Source organism: Prosthecobacter fluviatilis, assembly GCF_055388355.1.
Genome location: NZ_AP043782.1, coordinates 3,872,162 through 3,891,540, shown reverse-complemented (window position 1 = coordinate 3,891,540; position 19,379 = coordinate 3,872,162). Strand labels below are relative to the sequence as shown.

Below are 19,379 nucleotides of genomic sequence, written 5' to 3'. Positions count from 1 at the left end.
TCGCTCTCCGGCAGGCATGATGCATGCGACGCTCGGTTTGCAGGAGTTGGGTGAGCCTGGGAGATTGTGGGGGCGCTCGCCGACAGGCAGCAACTGTGTTACGACGCAAGTGTGAAGTTGGGTTGGGTGAGGAGTTTGTTGAGCACGCAGAGGATTTTGCGCATGAGAGCTGTGATGGCGACCTTCGCAGGTTTGCCGCGTTGACGTAGACGTTTGTAGTGTTCTTTGAGGATGGGGTTGTGGCTCAGGGAGCAGATGGCCGTCATGTAGAGCACGCGCCTGACTCTCCAGCGACCACCCTGGATGTGGCGCTGGCCCTTCATCGGACCGCTGTCATAGGGATGCGGTGCAAGGCCTGCCAGAGCGCAGATGCGAGCGTCGCTGTGCAGGCCGAGTTCCGGCATCAAGGCCAGCAAGGTGGCGCTGGTGACCGTGCCGACCCCGGGCAGCTGCTGCATGCGCTGAGACCGCTCCCGCAGTTCCGCTGAGTTCACCAGGACGGCCATGTTCTTTTCCAGTGCCTTGATCTGCTGCTCCATGAAGTCCATGAGCTGCCTGGCCTGAGTTTTGAGCGCATCATTTTGCAGCTGCTGGTGCTGGACCTGCTGGGTGGCATGCACGGCGACAAGCTGTTCGCGGCGGCTGACAAGGCTTTGCAGCTCCAGCATCTGTTCCGAAGGCAGCACGTCAGGCTGCGGTGAGAGCCCCTGGCCAAAGAGAACCAGCAGCTGCGCATCCAATGCGTCAGTCTTGGCCAGGCGACCATTGGCCCGTGCGTAGTGGCGCACCTTGGCGGGATTGACACGGCTGACTTTCACGGCGGCTTTGAGCAGAGTGATCCACAGCGCATGCTCGCAGGCACCGCTGGCCTCTACGATGACGTGGGCGTTGGCAGGGAGGCTGTGCAGCAGCCGCTGGTGGCCTGCTGGAGTGTTAGGCACCTGCTTGAGCCGGGATAGTCCGGCGAGATCGAGATGCTTGGCGCTGACATCAACGCCGACGTAGACAACGGACGGGGGATGGACATCATTCATGACGATGGATGGGATGGATGGTTATGAGGACTCTTCCTTGCCAATGCGAGCTTCTCCACGGGACCAAGGTCAAGCGGAGGCTCTTTCAACTGTTCGAGTTACCGTCTGTTCTGGCGTCCCGGGTGCTTTGCTGTCCGACGGCCTCCAAGGGCCTTGAGTGCCCGCAGGCTCCCCGGAACGCTCTGCGGCAGGTTGGTGTAAAGGGCCAGCCTGCCGCAGCATCCAGACTGCGGCCAGCTTAGCCGCAATCACGATTGCAGAACAACCCCATCATACAAGGAGTGCCCGTCGTACTTCAGAAGAGCAACTGCCTCAGCGTTCCGCCACCGGGTCCTTGCCCACAAAGATGCCCAGCACCGCACCGCCGATGACCCAAGTGATCAGGTGATCCGCGATGTTCACCACCGTGTCACGCACGGGATTTTCAAACCAGATCCACATCGGCATGTCCGCCGCCAGTCCGGCAAACAAGCCCGCCGCCGCCACAAACGCGATGCGCGCCGGATAAAACAGCGCCGTCTGGGACAGCAGCGCCGCGATCAAAAAGGAGCACACCAGGCTGCGGATGAAGCTCAGAGTCAGGTTCATCCCCATGCTCACATCCGCCCTGCCCGGACGCACGATGGCATACACATAGGGGCCGTCCTTGACCGCCTGCCGCTGCTTGGCCTCAAAGGCTTTCTTCTCCTCGGCGGTGGCGATCTTTGGCGCCTCGCCCATGTCTGGCAGCAGGTAGATGCCATGGCCGGAGGTCGCGTTGGCCTTGATCACTTCCGCCACCTTGGACTCATCCCGGAAGGCACGGAATCCGTTTTGATGCCAGCCGAGGGCTGTCCACGAAACCGCCTCCCAGGCGAAAACGGCGATGGCGGCGAGAACTGCTCCGAGAATGATTTTGCCCATGGAGATTTTAATAGTGGCTCAATCTGGAAGGGCAAGCAGGCAATCGGCCAAAACCTCCGGCAGTGGCAGCCTCAGCACACCGGCGTCAGCAGTGCCGCGCCGCTGAAATGCGCCGCCAGATTTTCCACCACCAGCCGGGCCATCTCGGCGCGCGTCTCATGCGTGCCGCTGCCCAGGTGTGGCAGGAGCACCGCGTTTTCGCACTGCATCAGAGCCTCAGGCACCTGAGGCTCGTTTTCAAAGACGTCCAGCCCGGCGCCGCGGATCGTGCCGTTTTGCAGCGCCGTGATCAGCGCCGCCTCGTCCACCACCGACCCGCGCGCGATGTTGATCAGCGTCCCCTTCGCGCCCAGCGCCGCCAGCACCTCGGCATTGATGAGGTGCTTCGTCGCCGCGCCACCCGGGCAGGCCACCACCAGGAAATCTGCCGCCTGTGCCAGCGCGACCAGCGAGTCTGCATACTCCCAGCCCACCTCCTGCCGCGTGCGGCCGTGGTAGTAGATCTGCATCCCGTGTGCCTCCAGCCGGCGCGCGATCGCCTTGCCGATGCGCCCCAGGCCCACGATGCCCGCCCGCTTGCCATGCAGCGCATGCGCCAGCGGAAAGGCCCCCTTCAGCCAGGAGCCGGCATGCAGGAAACGATTCGCCGCGACCAGCCTGCGGCTAGTCATCAGCACCAGCGCGCTGGCCGTGTCCGCCACATCCTCCGTCAGCACGTCCGGCGTGTTCGTCACGCGGATGCCGTGCGCCTTGCACCAGTCCACCGGCACGCCGTCATAGCCCACGCCAAACACGCTCATGATTTCCAGCTTGGGCAGCTGCTCCAGCAGCGCCACCGGGGCCACGCTGCCGCCGGCCATCACGATGGCGCGGATCTCCGGCCCCACCTGCGCCAGCAGCCCCGCCTTGTCCTGCGCATGAAAGTAGTCATGGCACACATGCGCCGCCAGCAGCGGCTGCATGAGGAAGTCTGGCAGAGGGGCGAGAATGAGAGCGGGGGTCTTGTCCATGAGGCGGGAGGTTTAAACGCGGAAGAATGCGAATATCCGAGAATTTTCACGAATAACACAGGCCTGGAATATTCGCCGTCAGAAATCCGGCTCCCACCTTCACGCGTGCGGCTTCTTCCACTCCTGCGGCGGCACCAGACGCACACCCTCTGGCCAGTCGGCCCCCTGCAGGATCCAGTCGTGTATGATCTGCTCGTATTCCCGCTCCAGCCGCTCGGGGGTGGGTGGCATGGCCACGGGGCTCTCGTGCCCCAGCAGCAGTACGCGGTAGAGCAGGCTCTTGTGCGGGGAGCCCGGCACGATCACCGGCCCGCTGCGCCCGCCCTTCATCGCCGCCGCCTTCGTCTCCAGGTTCAGCCCGCCGGTCAGGTAGCGCGGCTGGTGGCACTCCAGGCAGCTCGTCTCCAGGATGGGTTTCACCTGGTGCTCAAAGCTCACTTTCTCGCGGTTCCGGCGCGCGAGATCCAGCACTCCGCAGGCAGGGAGCATGAGCGCGAGCGTCACTGTGGGGAAAAGAAAGCGTTTCATGGGAGGATGACTGAGTTTGGGGTTTTCGCATCACACGCAGATGCTTCAGCCTTCGCGGTTCCGCATCATATCCGCCACCTGGGCAAAGAACAGGCCGATGGTCTGCCCCTCGGCGGCAGGCACCGCCACCTCCTGCATCGCCTCCGTCATGAGCTTCATCCAGCGGTCGCGCTCCGCCTCGCCGATGGGGAAAGGCATGTGCCGGCCGCGCAGGCGCGGGTGCCCGCGCTCCTCGATGTAGGTCTGCGGCCCGCCAAAGCGGTACACGATGAAGTCCGCCAGCCGCTTCTCCGCATTCTCCCAGTCGTCCGGCGGGTACATCACGCCGATGAGGTCATCCACACGTACACGCCGGTAAAATGCCGTCACCATGTCGCGCAGCTTCGTTTCGCCCACACGGGCGCAGAGGGTCGAGAGTTCATCCATGCAGGCAGAGTAGAGACAGCCGAAAAAAGCGAAAGAGAACAAAAAAGCGCAGGCTGGAAAATCAGCCGCCTCTTTTGTCTGCCATCGGGTCATTCTTGCGTGCCCGCCTTTTTCCGGCTCTTTCCTCCTTCCCGGCCGCCCATTCCGAGCTTTTCAGGAATTCTGCCGAAAGTTTCGCCTCTCATGACACGGATCATTGACTCACCGTCCCACCCCCGTTCGTATCAGTTCCATGAAAACCGCCCTCGCCCTCCTCACCACCTTTCTCATGGCCTCCCTCGCCCCGCACGCCACAGCCGCAGATGCCCCCAAAACTGAAACCGCCGTCATCGGTGGCGGCTGCTTCTGGTGCGTGGAGGCGCAGTACCTCCTCGTCAAAGGCGTCAAAAACGTCGTCAGCGGCTATGCCGGCGGCAAAACGGAAAATCCGACCTATGAAGACGTCTGCACCGGAGACACCGGCCACGCCGAAGTCATCAAGATCGAGTTTGACCCCGCCGTCGTCACCTACAAGGAGATCATCGACCTCTTCTGGGACGCGCACGACCCCACCAGCGTGACCAAGGAGGACGGCGTCTATCACGGCAAGTTCCTGCCCAAGGGCACCGCCTACCAGGGCAACGACTACGGCACCCAGTACCGCTCCGCCATCTACTACACCACCGAGGAGCAGCACAAGATCGCCGAGGCCTCCAAGGCTGAGGTGCAGAAGAAGTGGAAGGACCCCATCGCCACCGAGATCGCCCCGCTGAAGAAGTTTTACCCCGCCGAGGACTACCACCAGAACTTCAAGGCTCTCAATCCGAACCAGGGCTACGTGCGCGCCGTCGTCACCCCCAAGACCGAGAAGTTCAAGCACAAGCTCGAGGAGAAGGGCAAGATCAAGCCCGAGGCGAAGTAACCGCGCCCCGCACCGCATTTCCGCGAAGCCCAGGCCGTGAGGTCTGGGCTTTTTTCGTCGCAGCCCGGGTGGCGTGTTTGAACGGGGCTAGGAAACCTGCGCTCAAAGCCTAGGCTTCGGATTTATCTTGCCACCGGTCTGTTATTCGGGAGAGATCGGGACAACTACTGCCCATGAGGTTTAATCTTCTGTTTTGGATCATCCTTGCCTGCGGGTTCCTCGGCGGCGTCTTTCTGGGGGTCCGCTGGCAGGCACGCCAGCCGCAGGACATCCGGCCGGAATTTCGCTCGCTCGCAAGGCTGGTCGTCACCTGGGACCAGGGTGCAAAGGACGGGGGCCAGGCGGTCAGTGCGGACTTTTACGGCACCTGCATCGAAACGCTGGAGTCGGCGGAAATGAAAAGACGTGCGCTGGAACGTGTGCGCATCCTGAACCGCGACCTGAAGGAACAGGACGTGGATATTCGCGCGGCGAGGAAGCCGGGCTCGGGAATCATCAGCGTCCTCGCCACGGGAGATGAGGCGAAATACACCCGTGTCTTTCTCGACGCCCTGCTGGATGAATACCTCTCCTCCCTGCAGTCTGTGCGAGAGGCAAGGCAGGGCCGGGTGCTGCAGGTCAGCCTGGAGGAAGTGGTCGCCCTGCAAAAAAGCATGGAGGAGGCGGTTGTCGGGCGTGCCCGCGCCCGGGCTGCCGTGCCTGCAGCCGAGGGGCCGGCCGAACTCGAACGGCTCACCGCCAGGCTCATCAAGCTCCGCGACGAGCGCGACGATCTGCGTGCCCAGAGCCGGAAGAGCGCTGCGGCGGAGCCCGAGCTGCGCACCACGCAGGCGCTCAAAGCCGTGGAGCAGGAAATCTCCAGCCAGGAAGAGCATGCCAAACGACTCGGCACGGCACTGCAGGAGCTTCAGGGTTTTGAGGAGTTGCGCACTGCGGTGGTGAAACGCTATGAGACCAAGCTTGCCGAAGTCGAAGCCCTGCAGAAGCAGTTTGCCCTGGAGACGGGCCCGGTGGCCATCCAGGAACGCGCCACCGCCGCAAGCATGACCCTCTTCAGCCCCACGCTCCCGGTTTTCGCCGGCGGCTTCTTCGGGGGTGCCCTGGGCGGCGTGGCCGGGCTCATCGCCGCATGCATCGCCTCCTGGCGCCCTTCTAAAACCGCCCCCCTTGAATCATGAGCATCGTCCGCATCATACTCCGTATCGTCATCGTTTTGGCCTTCATGCTGGTGGGGGCCTACCTGGGGTTCCGGCGGCAGATCAAGTTTGCCCTGGACAGGCCGTCGGTGTTTTGTTCGCTGGCCAAGGTCGTGGCGGGCGGGAATCTCAGCAGTGGCGGCCCGCAATGGAAGGAGGTGCAGCAGGACTTTTACGGCACCATCAGGGAGACCTTGGAAAGCGCCGAGATGAAGCGCCGCGCCATGGAACGCGTGCGGGCCCTGAACCCCGACGTGGCGGAGTGCGACGTCGGCACCCGCGCTGTGCAGACCCCGGGCAGCGCCATCATCACGATCATGGCCACCGGCGCGGAGCCCAAGTACACGCGCCTCTTTCTCGATGCCCTGCTCGATGAGTTCATCGCCTTCCGGCAGTCCATCCGCGAGCAGTCGCAGGGCAAGGTGCTGCAGCAGTTTTTGCAGGAGGTGGTGACCAAGCAGAAGGCCATGGAAGACACCCTGGCCAGGCTCGAGAAAGCGCGTGCGAAGGTGGACACGCTCAGCGTGAAGTCGGACATCGAGCGGCTCGTGGCACGCCTCAGCGCCCTGCGCAACCAGCGCGACGACCTCCGCCTCAAGATCAAGGCTTTGAAGGATGGCGACGCCGGCCGTGCAGGGTGGCAGACCGAGCTCTCGACCACCGAGGCAGGCATCGGCGAGATCGAAAAAGACCTCGCACGCTGGGAGCCTGACCTCGCCGAACTGCGCACCCTCCAGCAGCAGGCCGAAACCAGCAAGCTCGCCTACGAAAAGCTCTTCAGCGTGGTTGAGAACATCCAGGCCATTTTCAACACCAGCGCCGACTACGTCGCCGTCCAGGAGCGTGCCACGCCTGCCTTTGAGCAAGTGGAAGACTGGGTCATGCCCGCCGCTGCCGTGGCCCTTGCAGGCGGCCTGCTGTTTGGCTTCACCGGGCTGCTGCTCAGCCTCATCCTCGTGCGCGCTCCCAGGCCATCCCGGATCCCGGAGGCCATCTGATCCGGTCAATCAATCAATCCATCCATTGAGCAAATCAATTCGCACCGGCCCGTTGTTTCACGCAGGGTGGCTGCAGTCCGTTTCCTGCCATGAGCAACAATCATCAACGCTGGCTCCTCGAACAGCTCCCGCAGTGGGAGCGTGAAGGTCTTCTCACCCCCGATGCGGCGCGCACCCTGCGCGACCGCCATGCCGTGGACGACTCCCAGCCCGGCGCGGCGCAGATCGTCATGGGCGCGCTCGGGGCCCTGCTCATCGGCAGCGGCCTCATTGCAATCATCGGGTTCAACTGGGACGACTTCACACGCCCGGTGCGGCTCATGTTTGCCTTTGGGCCGCTGCTGCTCGCGCAGCTCTTCAGCTTCCGGGCTTTGCAGCGTGGTGAGGCCACCGCGCCCTGGGTGCGGGAGACGGCGGGGCTGCTCCAGGCGCTGGCCACGGGCGCGTGCATCGCGCTCGTCTCGCAGATCTACAATCTCGGCGGCGAGTGGCCGGACTTCCTCTTCTGGTGGCTGCTGCTCAGCCTGCCGCTCGTCTGGGTGCTGCGCTCCGGCTCGGTGGCCATCTTTTACCTCATCGGCATCGCGGTGTGGAGCGTGAACCAGGTGGAGCATGGCAGGCCGTGGTATGACAGTCCCCTGCTCTACCCGCTGCTGCTGCTGGGCCTGCTGCCCTGGTGGCCCGGCTGGAAAAACCCTGGCACCCTTTCCCTCTCCGTGCGCTGGGTCATGACGCTCAGCGCCATCTTCGGCCTGTGCAGCGCGGAGGTTTTTGCCTGCGACCGCAGCCAGGAGCATTACGGCTACTACGAGGACTCCTTCTTCTGGCTCTGGACGCTCACCGCAGCGGCGCTGACCCTCCTGCCGCTCAGTCAAAACTGCCTCGACGAGCCCACCCGCCGCAAGCCGCAGGTGCTGCTGGGCGGTCTCTGGCTGCTGGGCTATGGCGTGGCCGCGACTTTCCGGGATGCCAGCGGTGACATCCTGCGGGGTGTGCCCTATGCCCTGCGTCTGCCCTGGTGCTGGGGCCTGCTGACCGTGCTGGCCGTGTTTGTCGTTCTGGCCTTCCTGCGCCGGCGCTGGGCGGTGCTGGCCATCGCTTCGATTTCCCTGCTGCCCCTGCTCATGATCCCGCTCCATCGTCCTGATGTCCGGTCAGACGGCACGCTGCTCTCCTGGCTGGCGCTGCTGCATCTGGCGGCCATCGGCATCACGCTCATCGTGCTGGAGTTTGCCGGGAAAAAAGGCGCGCCGCGTCTCGGCGCCACGTTGCTCTCCGTGCTCATCATCGCCCGCATGGCGGACAGCGACCTCTCACTGCTGACCAAAGGAGTGGCCTTCATCGGCGTCGGCATCGCCTTCCTGGGCTTCAACATCCTCATGGGCCGCCTGCTCAAACAGAAAGCCTCCACGTCTCTCCCCGCATGAAAACGCTTCCCCTCATCCTCTTTGCCATCGCTGCGCTGGCGCAGTGGGCGGCGCCTCTGTCCCAGATCTGGACGCACGAGCAGGTGCTGGCCAAAGGCACGCTCATCAGGCTCATGTGCCAGGCGCCCGATCCCTACGATCCTCTGCGCGGGCGCTACCTGGCCGTGCGCCCGGATTTGCAGGAGGTCACCGTGCCTGCGGGTGTCAAAGTGGAGAAAGGCATGCAGGTGTATGTGCAGCTCACCAGCGGGGCAGATGGTCTGGCCACCCTCTCCGGCCTCTCTCTGACGCCGCCTGCCAGCGGTGACTTCATCCGCGTCAAAGCCCGCTATGTGTATAACGACAAAGTGTCCTTCGACTGGCCCTTTGATCGCTTTTACATCAACGAAAAGCTCGCCCCTGAAGCCGACAAATGGTTCTCCGAAAACATCCGCACCGCCAAAGGCATCACCGCCGAGGTGCGCGTGTACAACGGCCGCGCCGTGCTCGCAGACCTGAGCCTCGACGGCAAGCCCTTCCGCGAGATCCTCAAGGAACGGGTGAAGTAGTATGATGGTCACTCCTGACGTCGATCAGCGCTCCCGCTGCCTCCCCTGCATTCGCATACCCAGCTCCACGCGTTTTCCCCGCCACCACATCGTCACTTGCATCCCGCCGCCGCGTGCTTCATTCGCGGCGCTTGCAACCGCTCCACCTCATCGACGCCATCGGTCCCTTCTTTCGTGGGCATGACGTGCGTACGATCAACTGGTCCAAGATCCCCTGGCACCATCTGCCCAAGGCAGCCGGGCCTGAGGCGGATGCCTGGTGGGCGCAGGTGCGAGCGGATCTCACCCGCTTTGCCGAGCAGGCTGCGGCCTGGGGCTTCAACGCCGTCTCGCTCGATGATGTGACGCATCTGGCGGACCACGCCTGGCTGGAGCCCGAGCTGCGCGCGCGCATCGCCTACTGCCGCGAGGAGTTTGCGCGCTGCTTTGAGATCTTCACTTCATGCGGTCTGCAGGTGCATCTGACCATGGACGTCATGACCTACACACCCGAGCTGCGGCGGCGCATGGCGGAGTCCGGACGCGAGGTGAATGACTACCTGGCCGAGCTGCTCGATGGATTCTTTGTCAGCTTTCCGCAGGTGGCGGGCATCATTCTCCGCATTGGTGAATCGGATGGCAAAGGCGTGCACGATGAGTTTCGCAGCCAGCTTGTGATCCAGAAGCCCGCGCAGGCACGCCAGCTCCTTTGTGATCTGCTGCCCGTGTGCGAGAAGCACGCACGCCGCCTCATCTTCCGCACCTGGACGGTGGGGGCCTACCGCATCGGCGATCTCATGTGGCACCGCCGCACCTTCACCAGTGTGTTTGAGGGGCTCACCAGTCCGGCGCTGGTCATCTCGATGAAATACGGCGAGTCCGATTTCTTCCGCTACCTGCCGCTGAACTCCAACTTTTTCCGCACCGATGTGGCCAAGATCGTGGAGCTGCAGACGCGGCGCGAGTATGAGGGCTGCGGCGAGTATCCGAGCTTCACCGGCTGGGAGTATGAGCGCTACGCGCGCGAGCTGAAACACGCGAAGAACGTGATCGGCTGCATGGTGTGGTGCCAGACTGGCGGCTGGGTGCCTTTCCGCCGCATCGCACTCATCGACCCCGAGGCCATCTGGACGGACCTCAATACCTTCGTCACGATCCGCGTCATGAAGGACGGCATGCCGGTGGAGGATGCCGTGCGCGCCTTTGCCAAAGAGCGTGCGCTGGGAGATGCCGAGGCGTTGATCGAACTCCTGCGCTACTCCGACGAGGTCATCCGCGAGCTGCTTTACACCGAGGAATTCGCGCAGCAAAAGCTCTTCTTCCGCCGCGTGCGCATCCCGCCGCTGCTTCAGGTGTACTGGGGGAACATCTTCATCAATCACAGCGTCAAAAAGCTGCTGCGCTACTTTGTGCAGGAACCAGAGGCGGCGCTGCGCAGTGCCGCACGCTGCATGGACCGCCTGGAGCAAATGATCGCCCTAGCCCCGCGTGCGGGCGTGCCTGTGGCTGATCTGGAATACATGCGCGACACCTTCCGCCTGCTGGCGCTGGCGCGGGAGTACACCTTCACGGAGTTCACCCCCGAGATGGAGACGCGCCTGCGCGAGGCCAAGCGCGCCTACAAGGCCAAGTACCCCAAGCGCGGCCTGCGCGCCCGCTACCGCATCAAGACCGACTTCAAGCCCTTCTGGGTCAAGCGCCGCTATCTCGGCTGGGCCGTGGAGCTGCTCATGCGCCGCCGAAGAGGCTACCGTCTCATCGACCGCCTGCTCATCCTGCACGTGCTGTCCATGATCTACCGCATCATCGCCGTGCGGAAGCCGCACTGGATTCCCGGGTTCGCGAAGGAGAGCGCGATGGGCGTGGATGTGGTGTTTCGGTAAAAGTAGCCTTGTTGCTGTGCAACAAGGACAGCTTGCCTTCGTCCCACACCTCGCCGTAGTTCCTCATGCTTTGTTCTTGCGGAGCCTTTCCTTGTTCCGCAGGAACAAGGCTACTTTAAATCTTCGGCTCCCACCCCTTGCGGTACCCACCATCCCTGCCCCACAGCTTCAGCGCCTCCGCGTTGTCCAGCACCTTGCCGGTTTTGGGATCGCATTTCACCACGGTGTTCGTTCGGTAGGCCATGTTGCCGAGGTGGCACATCATGGTGCTTTTTTGGCCTTCGTCGATGGGGCTGTTCAGCTTGGCATTGCCACGGATGGCCTCGATGAAGTTGCCCATGTGCGCGGGGTCGCCGCCACCGGCTCCTTTGCCTTTGCTGATCTCGGCGCCCTTGGGGTCGTAGATGGTCCAGGAATCGCGCGCGATGCCCATGGTGCCGTTGTCGCCGTAGAAGATCACCTCCGCCAGCGGCTTCTCCGCAGCGCGCGGGTGGCTGCTGCTCTGCACCCATTCGCAGCCGGCGTGGCCGAAATCATACACCGCCGTGCCGGTGTCCGGCGTCTCCTGGGCGTCCTGGTAGAAGTAGCGGCCGCCGTTGTAGGTGGTGCGCAGGGGGTAGTCGCCCTTGAGGCCCCAGCGCAGGATGTCCAGGGTGTGGATGCCGTTGTTGCCCAGCTCGCCATTGCCCCAGTGCCAGAACCAGTGCCAGTCGTAGTGGGCCAGCTTTTTGAAATCGTGCTTCACATCATCCGGCACGGGGCCCTGCCACAGGTCGTAGTCGATGTCCGGAGAGGCGGGCTTCTCATTGGTGGCCACGGATTTGCGGGTGTTGTAATAGAAGCCACGGCCAAAGCGCACAGGCCCGATGGCGCCGCCGTGCAGGGCCTCGATGGCCTCCTTCATCCAGGTGCGGCGCTGATTGCCCATCTGCACCAGGCGGTCATATTTCTTGGAGGCCGCCACGATCATCTCCGCCTCCTGCGCGTTCTGGCTGCCGGGCTTTTCCACATAGACGTGCTTTCCGGCCTGCATGCACAGCAGCGCGGCGGGGGTGTGCCAGAAATTTGGCGTAGCGATGAAGACGGCGTCCAGCGTCTTGTCGTCCAAGATGGTGAGGAAGTCCTTCACGCCCACGCAGGAGACCTTCTGCGTGTCGTTCACCACCTTGAGACCCGCTTCGAGGCGCTTGGGGTCCACCTCGGCGAGGTAGGCGATCTCCACGTTCGGCAGCTTGAGCAGGGCCTGCACGTGCTGCATGCCACGCCCCAGCGCCACCACGGCCACCTTCACCTTTTTGCCGGCGGCATCCGCTGCGTAGAGTTTTGGAAGAGCAGAGGCTGCGGCAAGCACGGACGTTTGATGGAAAAAAGTGCGGCGGTTCATGATGGTGAGACCAAATCGGTGCCGGGGGGCGGGGTCTTGCGGGCAATCGAATCGTCCTCTTCCTCATCCGCCCCCTTCCGGGAGCTGGAGTAGGAGGAAGAGGAGGAGCAGGATTGCCAAAACGCGCTTTTTGCGCCAAGAATCCCCTTCACATGACTTTCGCCGACCTTCACCGCATCTATCACCAGCCCTTTTTCGACCTCCTCAAGCAGGCCCGCGCCGTGCATGACGAGCACTGGACCGGCAACGAGGTGCAGCTCTGCACCCTGCTGAGCATCAAGACCGGCGGCTGCAGCGAAGACTGCGGCTACTGCGCCCAGAGCGCCCGTTACACCACCGGCGTGCAGGCGGAAAAGCTCATGCCCAAGGAGCAGATCATGGAGCGTGCCCTGGCCGCCCGCGCCAGCGGCTCCACCCGCTTCTGCATGGGTGCCGCCTGGAAGGGCGTGCGCAAGGGCACCCAGAAATTTGACCAGGTGCTCGACATCGTGCGCGACGTGTCCAAGCTCGGCATGGAAGTCTGCGTCACCCTCGGCCAGCTGGGTGCGGAAGAAGCCACCGATCTCAAGGAAGCCGGTGTCACCGCCTACAACCACAACGTGGACACCTCCCCGGAGCACTACCCGAACATCGTCAGCACCCACACCTTTGAGGACCGCCTGAGCACCATCCGCCACGCGCAGGATGCCGGCATGTCCGTCTGCTGCGGCGGCATTCTCGGCCTCGGCGAGACCATCGAAGACCGCCTGAAAATGCTGGAAGTCATCTCCAACTTCAATCCCCAGCCCGAGAGCATCCCGATCAACGCCCTCATGCCCATCAAAGGCACGCCGATGGGCGACAACGAAGTCGTCGATTCCTTCGCCTTCATCCGCATGATCGCCGTCACCCGCATCGCCGTGCCGAAGGCCAAGGTGCGCCTCAGCGCTGGCCGCACCAATCTGAGCCGCGAAGCCCAGGCCCTCGCCTACTTCGCCGGTGCCAACTCCATCTTCTACGGCGACAAACTCCTCACCGCCGCCAACCCCCGCGCCAACGAGGACATGAAACTCCTCCGCGACCTCGGCCTCGCCCCCCAGGCCCCCAATCCTGAAATGGAAGCCCCCGAAGCCACCGAAGGCCGCCCGCTGATGCCCTGCTGCACCGAGGAGCACGCGTGTGAGATGGAAAAGGCGAACGGGTGCTGCTGACATAAGTCGAATTTCGTTGTGACGAGCCTTCGAATGAAAAAATCATCTCGAAGGCTTAGTTCAGCGGTTATTGCGGCACTCTTTGTCCCACAAGCACAAACCGATGAATGAAGCCCAGGAACCAGTCTCCCCAGAATTTTTCCAGTTGGTGGATCGTTTTATTGGCCTGGCCAATGAACTGACAAAAGATCACGCCACTTCGCGTGTTAGTTCGGTCATCCTCTATGCTGCGGCACGATACAACGCCCATTGCATGTGCGCTCTCGATCCTGAGGCTGAGCAAAACCGAACATCCGCTGCGGACTACTTCGTGGGGCAGTATCGAATAATGCTCGACGAGAACATCGATGAACTCCTCCGCGCTCCCAAGTGAGTCATCGCCTCTCTTTGTTTCGACTTCTTTTTGTTCAAGAAGCCGCTGCCGCCATGGTTTTCTGCTGAAGCTCCGCAAAAAGTTCGTCTTCACGAGGCGACCAAAACAATTCCAGATGTTGGAGTTCTGAAAACTTCTCCAACAGTTTGCCAAGCCGATTGATGGCTGCTGTATCAGCTGAAATGGAGAAGCTTGCGCATCCTGCATCTGGCTCGTCCCCATGATTGTTGAAGGTGAACTGAATGGCACAGCGACCAACACCGCCAATTGTATAAGCACGAATGACCAGATGCCGGTACATTCGGTCTTCTTTTCGAGGGCTGCCATATTTAAACTCCACCTCATCACCGATGTGCTTTGGAAAGTCCTGAAGACTCGCAGCAAATTGCTTCAGGCATGGAACGCCGGTGTAGAAATCGAGCCCACCCGAAAATCGACCATTTTCTGCGCTAAGATTGAGCTGCACATGATACGGCTCCTCGTAGGGGAAGCGCTGGATGCGGATGGAACTCATAACAGATAAAGAACAGCTCACACCGCCGCCTTCAGCAACCGCGCCAGATACATCCCCGCCGTCTTCCCCACCTCCACCACCTCCGCGTGGTGCAGCGTCTGCGCTCTCAAGCCAGCAGCCCAGTTTGTGAGCATCGAAATGCCCGCCACTTCCATGCCTAAAGCACGCGCTTGAATGGCCTCCGGCACAGTGGACATGCCGACGGCATCCGCACCCAGTGTGCGCAGCATGCGGATCTCCGCCGGGGTTTCGTACTGCGGGCCGAGCAGCGCGGCATAGATGCCTGCATGCAGCTTCAGGCCGATCTCCACACTGGCGGCGTGGAACTTCTCGCACCACGTGCGCGAATAAACTTCGCTCATGTCATGGAAGTGTGGGCCGCCGAGCAGCGGGGTGGTTCCTTGGAGATTGATGTGGTCGGTGATCAGCATCAGGCCACCCACATGGAAGTTTTCATGGATCGCGCCCGCTGCATTCGTGAGCACGATGCGCCTCACACCGATCTCATGCATGAAGCGGATGCCCGCCGTGACCTCATGCGCGGTGAGCCCTTCATACAAATGCCTGCGGCCCTGTGCCAGCAGGATGGGTTTGCCATGATGATGGACCAAGACAAAACGCCCTGCATGCCCTGGCACCGTGGAGGCGCTGAGGCCGGGCACCTCCGCATAGGGCACTTCACATTCGATGCCAAAACCCTCCGCCACGCCGCCGAGGCCGGAGCCGAGTACGATGGCGGTTTCAGGACGGGCGTTTTGTAAAGCAGTGAGTGACATGGGCGTGAGCAAAGTGGTCCGTATAGTCTCTGTGCGGAGATCGTCGTCATGAGACGCTCGTCTGACCGCACAGGGGACTGTGCGGACCACTATCTGGCGGCAATGCGTGCCTTCAACTCCTGATACAACCTCTCCACCCGCGGCATCTCAATTCCCGCCGCCTTCGCCTGGCGCACCGGCTCGCCCCAGATCGCCTCCAGCTCCACCTCGCTGCCGGAGAGGAAATCAATGAGGCTGCTGGGCTTGTAGGCGGACATGGTGCGCGTCCGCTCGATCATGTCATCGATCAGCGACAGCGGGATCTCATGCCCGAGCCGTCCTGCTGTCTCGATGATCTCACGCATCAGATCGCGCACACGTTTTTCCAAAATCGGATCGGCCAGGATGGCAGCGGTGTCCTTGTTTCCTGCGGCGATGGACAGGCCGTTGAACGGAATATTCCACACCAGCTTCTTCCACCGCGCCGCGATCAAACTCGGCTCCACCTTGCACTGAATGCCGCAGCGCTGAAGCTCCGCTGCCAGCACCTCCGTGCGTACCTGCGGCGCACCGCTGTGCTCGCCGAGCGCGATCTGCCCCTGCGCGATGTGGTGGATCTCTCCGGGGGCCGTGCGGTTGATGCACACAAAGCACAGCCCGCCCAGCACATGCGCGGAGCCAAAGTGCCGCGCCAGAAAGTCATCGCTGCCCAGGCCGTTTTGCAGCGTGAGGATCATCGTCTTGGAGTGCAGCAGCGGCGGCAGCAAAGAGAGCAGCGCCTCATTCGCCGTCGCCTTCATGGCGATGATCACCAGGTCACACTCCCCGATCTCCGCCGTGCTGCGGTGGCAGAGCACCTGAGGCAGATCGAAGTCGCCATGCAGGCTGCGGATTTTGAGCCCATGCTGCTTCACATGCTCATAGTCCGAGCGCATGAGGAAATGCACCTCATGCCCATGCTGCGCCAGCCGCCCGCCATAGTAGCAGCCGACGGCGCCTGAGCCGACGATGGCGATCCGGGGGTGGTCGAGATTCATATTTCCAGTGTGTCCGGCATTCGTGATTCTTCAAATCTTCACAGGTCAGAAGTAGAGCGGGCAATCCTGCCCGCGTCGGACGCGTTCTCACACGGGCAGGATTGCCCGTGCTACTTCACCATCAAATAATGCCGCGTCTTGCCGTGCCGCTGCTTGTTCGTCAGCGGCGGCAGGTCGAGGTGGAAGAAATGTCTCAGCGTTTTGGTGTGGTGCTTCAGGGTCTGTTTCGCCGCCTCCTTCAGCTCCTTCCATCTCCGCCACGGATGATCCGGCGCATGCGTGATGTGCCTTAGCAAACTCAGCCATTCCACATACGCGCGGGAGATGTCCCCTTCCGCGATGCCGGCTTTGAGATCCTGCGCGCCGGGCTGCTCGGGATGCAGCAGGGCATCCAGCAGCTCCGCCGCGCCTTCGCCGTAGTCTTCCGGCAGGCCGTTGTCGAGATAGCCCTGATGATTGACGAAACCATAGGTGCCACGGCACACCGCCGCGAGACGCTCGGAGCCGCAGGTGAGAGGCAGGTCAAACTTGGAACCGCTGCGCAGGTTCGCCATGTGGTGCACCAGCTCATCGGCGTGGTAGCTCTCATCCTCCAGCGCGGCCACGATGGCCAGGCCCTCGCCATGCTGGAAAAAGCTGAAGATCTCCCCGCGCCGCGTGGGCACGCCGTCGGCATCGATGAGCCCGAGCGAGCGCCAGGAGTGGATGGGCGATCCGCCACGCGGCTGGCGGTCGGTCGTGGTGGTCTCGGCGGTGTTCACGCCGGTTTCATTCTTCACCACGATGCTGCGCTCCTGTGGCATGAAAAGCAGACGGCCATGCGCGTCTTCATAAGCCATCACCTCGACGGGCGAGAGGTCAAAGCACGCGAAGACGAGATTCTCCTTCATCACCGTGCCGATAAATTCCGGGGCCACATCCTGGATGGCCTCCTCCACGCTGGCGAGGATGTGCCGGGCCAGTTCTCCCGCATGCAGCACGGTGATCTCCTCCAGCGGCACGGTCTCCGCGTTGCGCGGCAGCTTGAGCAGCCGACGGATGGACTTGGTGGGCTTCACCTGATCTTCCACCGGCGTGCCGAGGCTGATCTCCACGCCATAGATCACATCCTTCTCGCGGCGGATTTTCCCCACGCGCCCGATGCCATGTGCAAACCTGGCGGCAAAGGCGGGCACGCCCAGCACGGCATGCACACGGCTCAGCGGCACGCGCTGCAGCGCATGCTTGTGTTTGCGCTCCCACTCACCTTGGGAGTTGAGCACCTGCTTCTCCGTGGCTTCGAGTCCGAAGAGCGCCTTCGCATTCTCCTGCTGCTGCGGCACCACATCCGGCTCCAGCTCCTCCAGCCCGAGCAGCGGCGGTACCTTGGCAAAGAGCCTGCCCGCAAAGCGTGTGGCCGCATCAAAGGGGTTCTCCTTCTGCAGCGCGGCGTGCTTCATCACGCGCAGAAAAATCGGCCAGGCCAGCAGCTCGCTGCGGTGCAAGCGCGCGGGGCGTGCGTCAAAGATGGAAGGGCTGTCGCGGCTGGTGATGACGTGGCCCTTGTCATCCAGCCCGCGTCTTCCGGCGCGGCCGTACATCTGCAGCAGCTCATCGGGTGTCAGCTTGTGCTCGCTTTTGCCATCATGAAAGGTGGTGCCCGCCACATGCACGCTGCGCACCGAGAAATTGATGCCTGCCGCCAGTCCCATCGTTGCCACGATCACGCGGAGCTGCCCCGCCTTGGCCAGCGGCTCGATCACCCCTGCACGTGCGCCATACGAAAGGCCGCTGTGGTGGAAGGCGATGCGCTTCTCGATCAGCGTGGCCAGGTCCTTGCCGCACACGGCGCGCTGCTCGGGTGTGAGCTCCATCGGATCTCCCAGCGGCAGATCCGCCGCCAGACGGCGTGCGATCGACTCCGCCTCCTTGCGCCGGGGCGCAAAGATCAGCAGCGGCGCGAGGTCTCCCATCATCACCGCTGCGGCAAAGCGCGGCCAGTAGTTGTGAAACTGCTTCTGCCGCTGCGGCAGCGTTTCCATGGGCACCTCCTCCAGCGGCACGGGGCGCTCGCGCGTCATCACCACCTCGGCCTTGCGGCCCAGACTCGTTAGCCACGTCGCCACGTCCTCCGGATTCGCCACCGAGCCGCTCAGCAGCAGCAGGCGTGTGTCCAGCGGCGCCAGCGCGACGGTGGCCTCGTAGTTGGCACCGCGCGAGTGGTCTGAGATCATCTGGTATTCATCGATGACGAGCAGAGCAGGCCCCTCGCCGCGCACCAGCCGTTCCAGCTGCGTCTCCAGCGTGGCCACCACCACCGGTGCGTCCACATTCTCCGCGATGTCTCCTGTGGCGATGCCCACATTCCACTTCGCCTCCTTCCACTCCGCATACTTGTCATTCGCCAGCGCGCGTGTGGGCACGGTGTAAATGGCCTGCCCTTGCAGATGACGTCCCTGATGCAGCAGCTCAAAGATGTACGTCTTGCCCGCCCCGGTCGGTGCGCTCACCACCACATCGCTGCCGGTGCGAAGCAGGTTCACGGCCTGATGCTGCCAGGGATCGGGAAGCTTGAGCTGGTTGAGGGATGGTAGCACGACTCCTGCCTGTAGAGCGGCGTCGCACAGCCTGCAATGTTCGCGGTTGAAAACACTGCTTTTAAATTGATGCGAGCAGCTTGCGCAGATTCATCCGCGCCCGTTCCTCGAACCGTTCGCAAGCCCAGGTGCTGAGGTACAAGGGGCGGCGGTTCAGAAAGCTCCGCAAAATTTCCGCGCGCTTCTCCGCATACATCGCCGCAGGCACCCAGGCATACTCTCTCCGGATCTGCCGCTCATACTCCAGCACACGCTCCATCGGCTGTGCAAAGATGGCCAGATCGATGTCGATGATCCACGCATCATCGGGTCCGCCTCCTGGCTGGTGGGATTTCGTCAGCAGGATGAGACGCACCACTTCGCGCGTCATCTCGCCTTCTCCCAGGGCTTCCACTGCCATCTGTGCGCTCAGCGCCTCGTTTTCGCCGCTCTGGGGATCGTACACCGCGTCATGAAACCAAAGCGCCATCTCGATGGGGTCAGGATGTGAGATCAAGCCCGACATCCTGGCCTCATCAAGAATGAGCAGGCATTCCTGCAGGTGCTGGAGCGTGTGGTAGGCGCGCTGCGGCTCCGAGTAGGCGGAGAGGAGCTTTTCATGCCAGGCCAGGGCATCGCCAGTCATGCCGCACCGCTGCCAGAGAGACTGCCAGCTTTTCAAATCGGTTCTGCAGCCGTCCATACGCCGCTACGGATGGAATGGGCACCGCGATGCGT

At 62.7% G+C, this 19,379-nt stretch carries 19 protein-coding genes; 8 read left to right on the top strand and 11 right to left on the bottom strand.

Going from position 1 to position 19,379, the window contains the following annotated elements:
- Positions 1-98: 98 nt before the first annotated feature.
- From ACZ5WW_RS15130 to ACZ5WW_RS15110, 5 genes are all read right to left on the bottom strand, one after another.
- Positions 99-1,034 carry an IS110 family RNA-guided transposase gene (locus tag ACZ5WW_RS15130; RefSeq protein WP_377172271.1) on the bottom strand — a complete coding sequence of 312 codons (936 nt, stop codon included), beginning with the start codon at positions 1,032-1,034 and terminating at the stop codon, positions 99-101.
- 312 nt (positions 1,035-1,346) lie between these two features.
- A complete protein-coding gene (locus tag ACZ5WW_RS15125; RefSeq protein WP_377171665.1) occupies positions 1,347-1,937 on the bottom strand; it encodes a hypothetical protein in 591 nt (196 codons plus the stop codon).
- A 71-nt stretch (positions 1,938-2,008) separates the two neighbouring features.
- On the bottom strand, positions 2,009-2,947 hold the full coding sequence (locus ACZ5WW_RS15120; RefSeq protein WP_377171663.1) for a 2-hydroxyacid dehydrogenase: 939 nt from the start codon (positions 2,945-2,947) through the stop codon (positions 2,009-2,011).
- A 99-nt stretch (positions 2,948-3,046) separates the two neighbouring features.
- Complete coding sequence (locus ACZ5WW_RS15115; RefSeq protein ID WP_377171661.1) at positions 3,047-3,475, bottom strand: c-type cytochrome domain-containing protein; 429 nt, start codon at positions 3,473-3,475, stop codon at positions 3,047-3,049.
- A 45-nt stretch (positions 3,476-3,520) separates the two neighbouring features.
- Positions 3,521-3,901, bottom strand: a complete 381-nt coding sequence (locus ACZ5WW_RS15110) for a globin domain-containing protein (RefSeq protein WP_377171659.1) — start codon at positions 3,899-3,901, stop codon at positions 3,521-3,523.
- 232 nt (positions 3,902-4,133) lie between these two features.
- On the opposite strand from ACZ5WW_RS15110, the gene msrA reads away from it, so the two are divergent.
- From msrA to ACZ5WW_RS15080, 6 genes are all read left to right on the top strand, one after another.
- Entirely contained in the window at positions 4,134-4,802 is a 669-nt protein-coding gene (msrA, locus tag ACZ5WW_RS15105; RefSeq protein WP_377171657.1) for a peptide-methionine (S)-S-oxide reductase MsrA, read from the top strand.
- 173 nt (positions 4,803-4,975) lie between these two features.
- Positions 4,976-5,980: a GumC domain-containing protein gene (locus ACZ5WW_RS15100; protein ID WP_377171655.1), complete on the top strand. Its 1,005-nt coding sequence runs from the start codon at positions 4,976-4,978 to the stop codon at positions 5,978-5,980.
- Positions 5,977-6,996, top strand: a complete 1,020-nt coding sequence (locus tag ACZ5WW_RS15095; protein WP_377171653.1) for a GumC domain-containing protein — start codon at positions 5,977-5,979, stop codon at positions 6,994-6,996. Before ACZ5WW_RS15100 ends, ACZ5WW_RS15095 begins: the two co-directional genes overlap by 4 nt.
- Before the next feature lie 89 nt (positions 6,997-7,085).
- Positions 7,086-8,423 carry a DUF2157 domain-containing protein gene (locus tag ACZ5WW_RS15090; RefSeq protein ID WP_377171651.1) on the top strand — a complete coding sequence of 446 codons (1,338 nt, stop codon included), beginning with the start codon at positions 7,086-7,088 and terminating at the stop codon, positions 8,421-8,423.
- A complete protein-coding gene (locus ACZ5WW_RS15085; RefSeq protein WP_377171649.1) occupies positions 8,420-8,971 on the top strand; it encodes a GDYXXLXY domain-containing protein in 552 nt (183 codons plus the stop codon). The genes ACZ5WW_RS15090 and ACZ5WW_RS15085 overlap by 4 nt, the downstream gene beginning before the upstream one ends.
- A 131-nt stretch (positions 8,972-9,102) precedes the next feature.
- Positions 9,103-10,833 carry a hypothetical protein gene (locus ACZ5WW_RS15080; RefSeq protein ID WP_377171647.1) on the top strand — a complete coding sequence of 577 codons (1,731 nt, stop codon included), beginning with the start codon at positions 9,103-9,105 and terminating at the stop codon, positions 10,831-10,833.
- A 115-nt stretch (positions 10,834-10,948) separates the two neighbouring features.
- Here ACZ5WW_RS15080 and ACZ5WW_RS15075 read toward each other — a convergent pair whose 3' ends face one another.
- A complete protein-coding gene (locus ACZ5WW_RS15075) occupies positions 10,949-12,217 on the bottom strand; it encodes a Gfo/Idh/MocA family protein (RefSeq protein WP_377171645.1) in 1,269 nt (422 codons plus the stop codon).
- A 152-nt stretch (positions 12,218-12,369) separates the two neighbouring features.
- On the opposite strand from ACZ5WW_RS15075, the gene bioB reads away from it, so the two are divergent.
- Positions 12,370-13,407 carry a biotin synthase BioB gene (bioB, locus tag ACZ5WW_RS15070; RefSeq protein WP_377171643.1) on the top strand — a complete coding sequence of 346 codons (1,038 nt, stop codon included), beginning with the start codon at positions 12,370-12,372 and terminating at the stop codon, positions 13,405-13,407.
- Positions 13,408-13,510: 103 nt separating this feature from the next.
- A complete protein-coding gene (locus ACZ5WW_RS15065; protein ID WP_377171641.1) occupies positions 13,511-13,780 on the top strand; it encodes a DUF3144 domain-containing protein in 270 nt (89 codons plus the stop codon).
- A gap of 34 nt (positions 13,781-13,814) precedes the next feature.
- Here ACZ5WW_RS15065 and ACZ5WW_RS15060 read toward each other — a convergent pair whose 3' ends face one another.
- The 5 genes from ACZ5WW_RS15060 to ACZ5WW_RS15040 all read right to left on the bottom strand — a co-directional run bounded on the left by ACZ5WW_RS15060 (position 13,815) and on the right by ACZ5WW_RS15040 (position 19,287).
- On the bottom strand, positions 13,815-14,294 hold the full coding sequence (locus ACZ5WW_RS15060; protein ID WP_377171639.1) for a hypothetical protein: 480 nt from the start codon (positions 14,292-14,294) through the stop codon (positions 13,815-13,817).
- 17 nt (positions 14,295-14,311) lie between these two features.
- On the bottom strand, positions 14,312-15,070 hold the full coding sequence (locus ACZ5WW_RS15055; protein WP_377171637.1) for a purine-nucleoside phosphorylase: 759 nt from the start codon (positions 15,068-15,070) through the stop codon (positions 14,312-14,314).
- A gap of 89 nt (positions 15,071-15,159) precedes the next feature.
- Positions 15,160-16,086 (bottom strand): 2-dehydropantoate 2-reductase, encoded by a 927-nt coding sequence (locus ACZ5WW_RS15050; protein ID WP_377171635.1) that lies wholly within the window; start codon positions 16,084-16,086, stop codon positions 15,160-15,162.
- 110 nt (positions 16,087-16,196) lie between these two features.
- Complete coding sequence (locus ACZ5WW_RS15045; RefSeq protein WP_377171632.1) at positions 16,197-18,662, bottom strand: DEAD/DEAH box helicase; 2,466 nt, start codon at positions 18,660-18,662, stop codon at positions 16,197-16,199.
- A 61-nt stretch (positions 18,663-18,723) separates the two neighbouring features.
- Positions 18,724-19,287: an HD domain-containing protein gene (locus tag ACZ5WW_RS15040; protein WP_377171630.1), complete on the bottom strand. Its 564-nt coding sequence runs from the start codon at positions 19,285-19,287 to the stop codon at positions 18,724-18,726.
- Between the last annotated feature and the right edge of the window lie 92 nt (positions 19,288-19,379).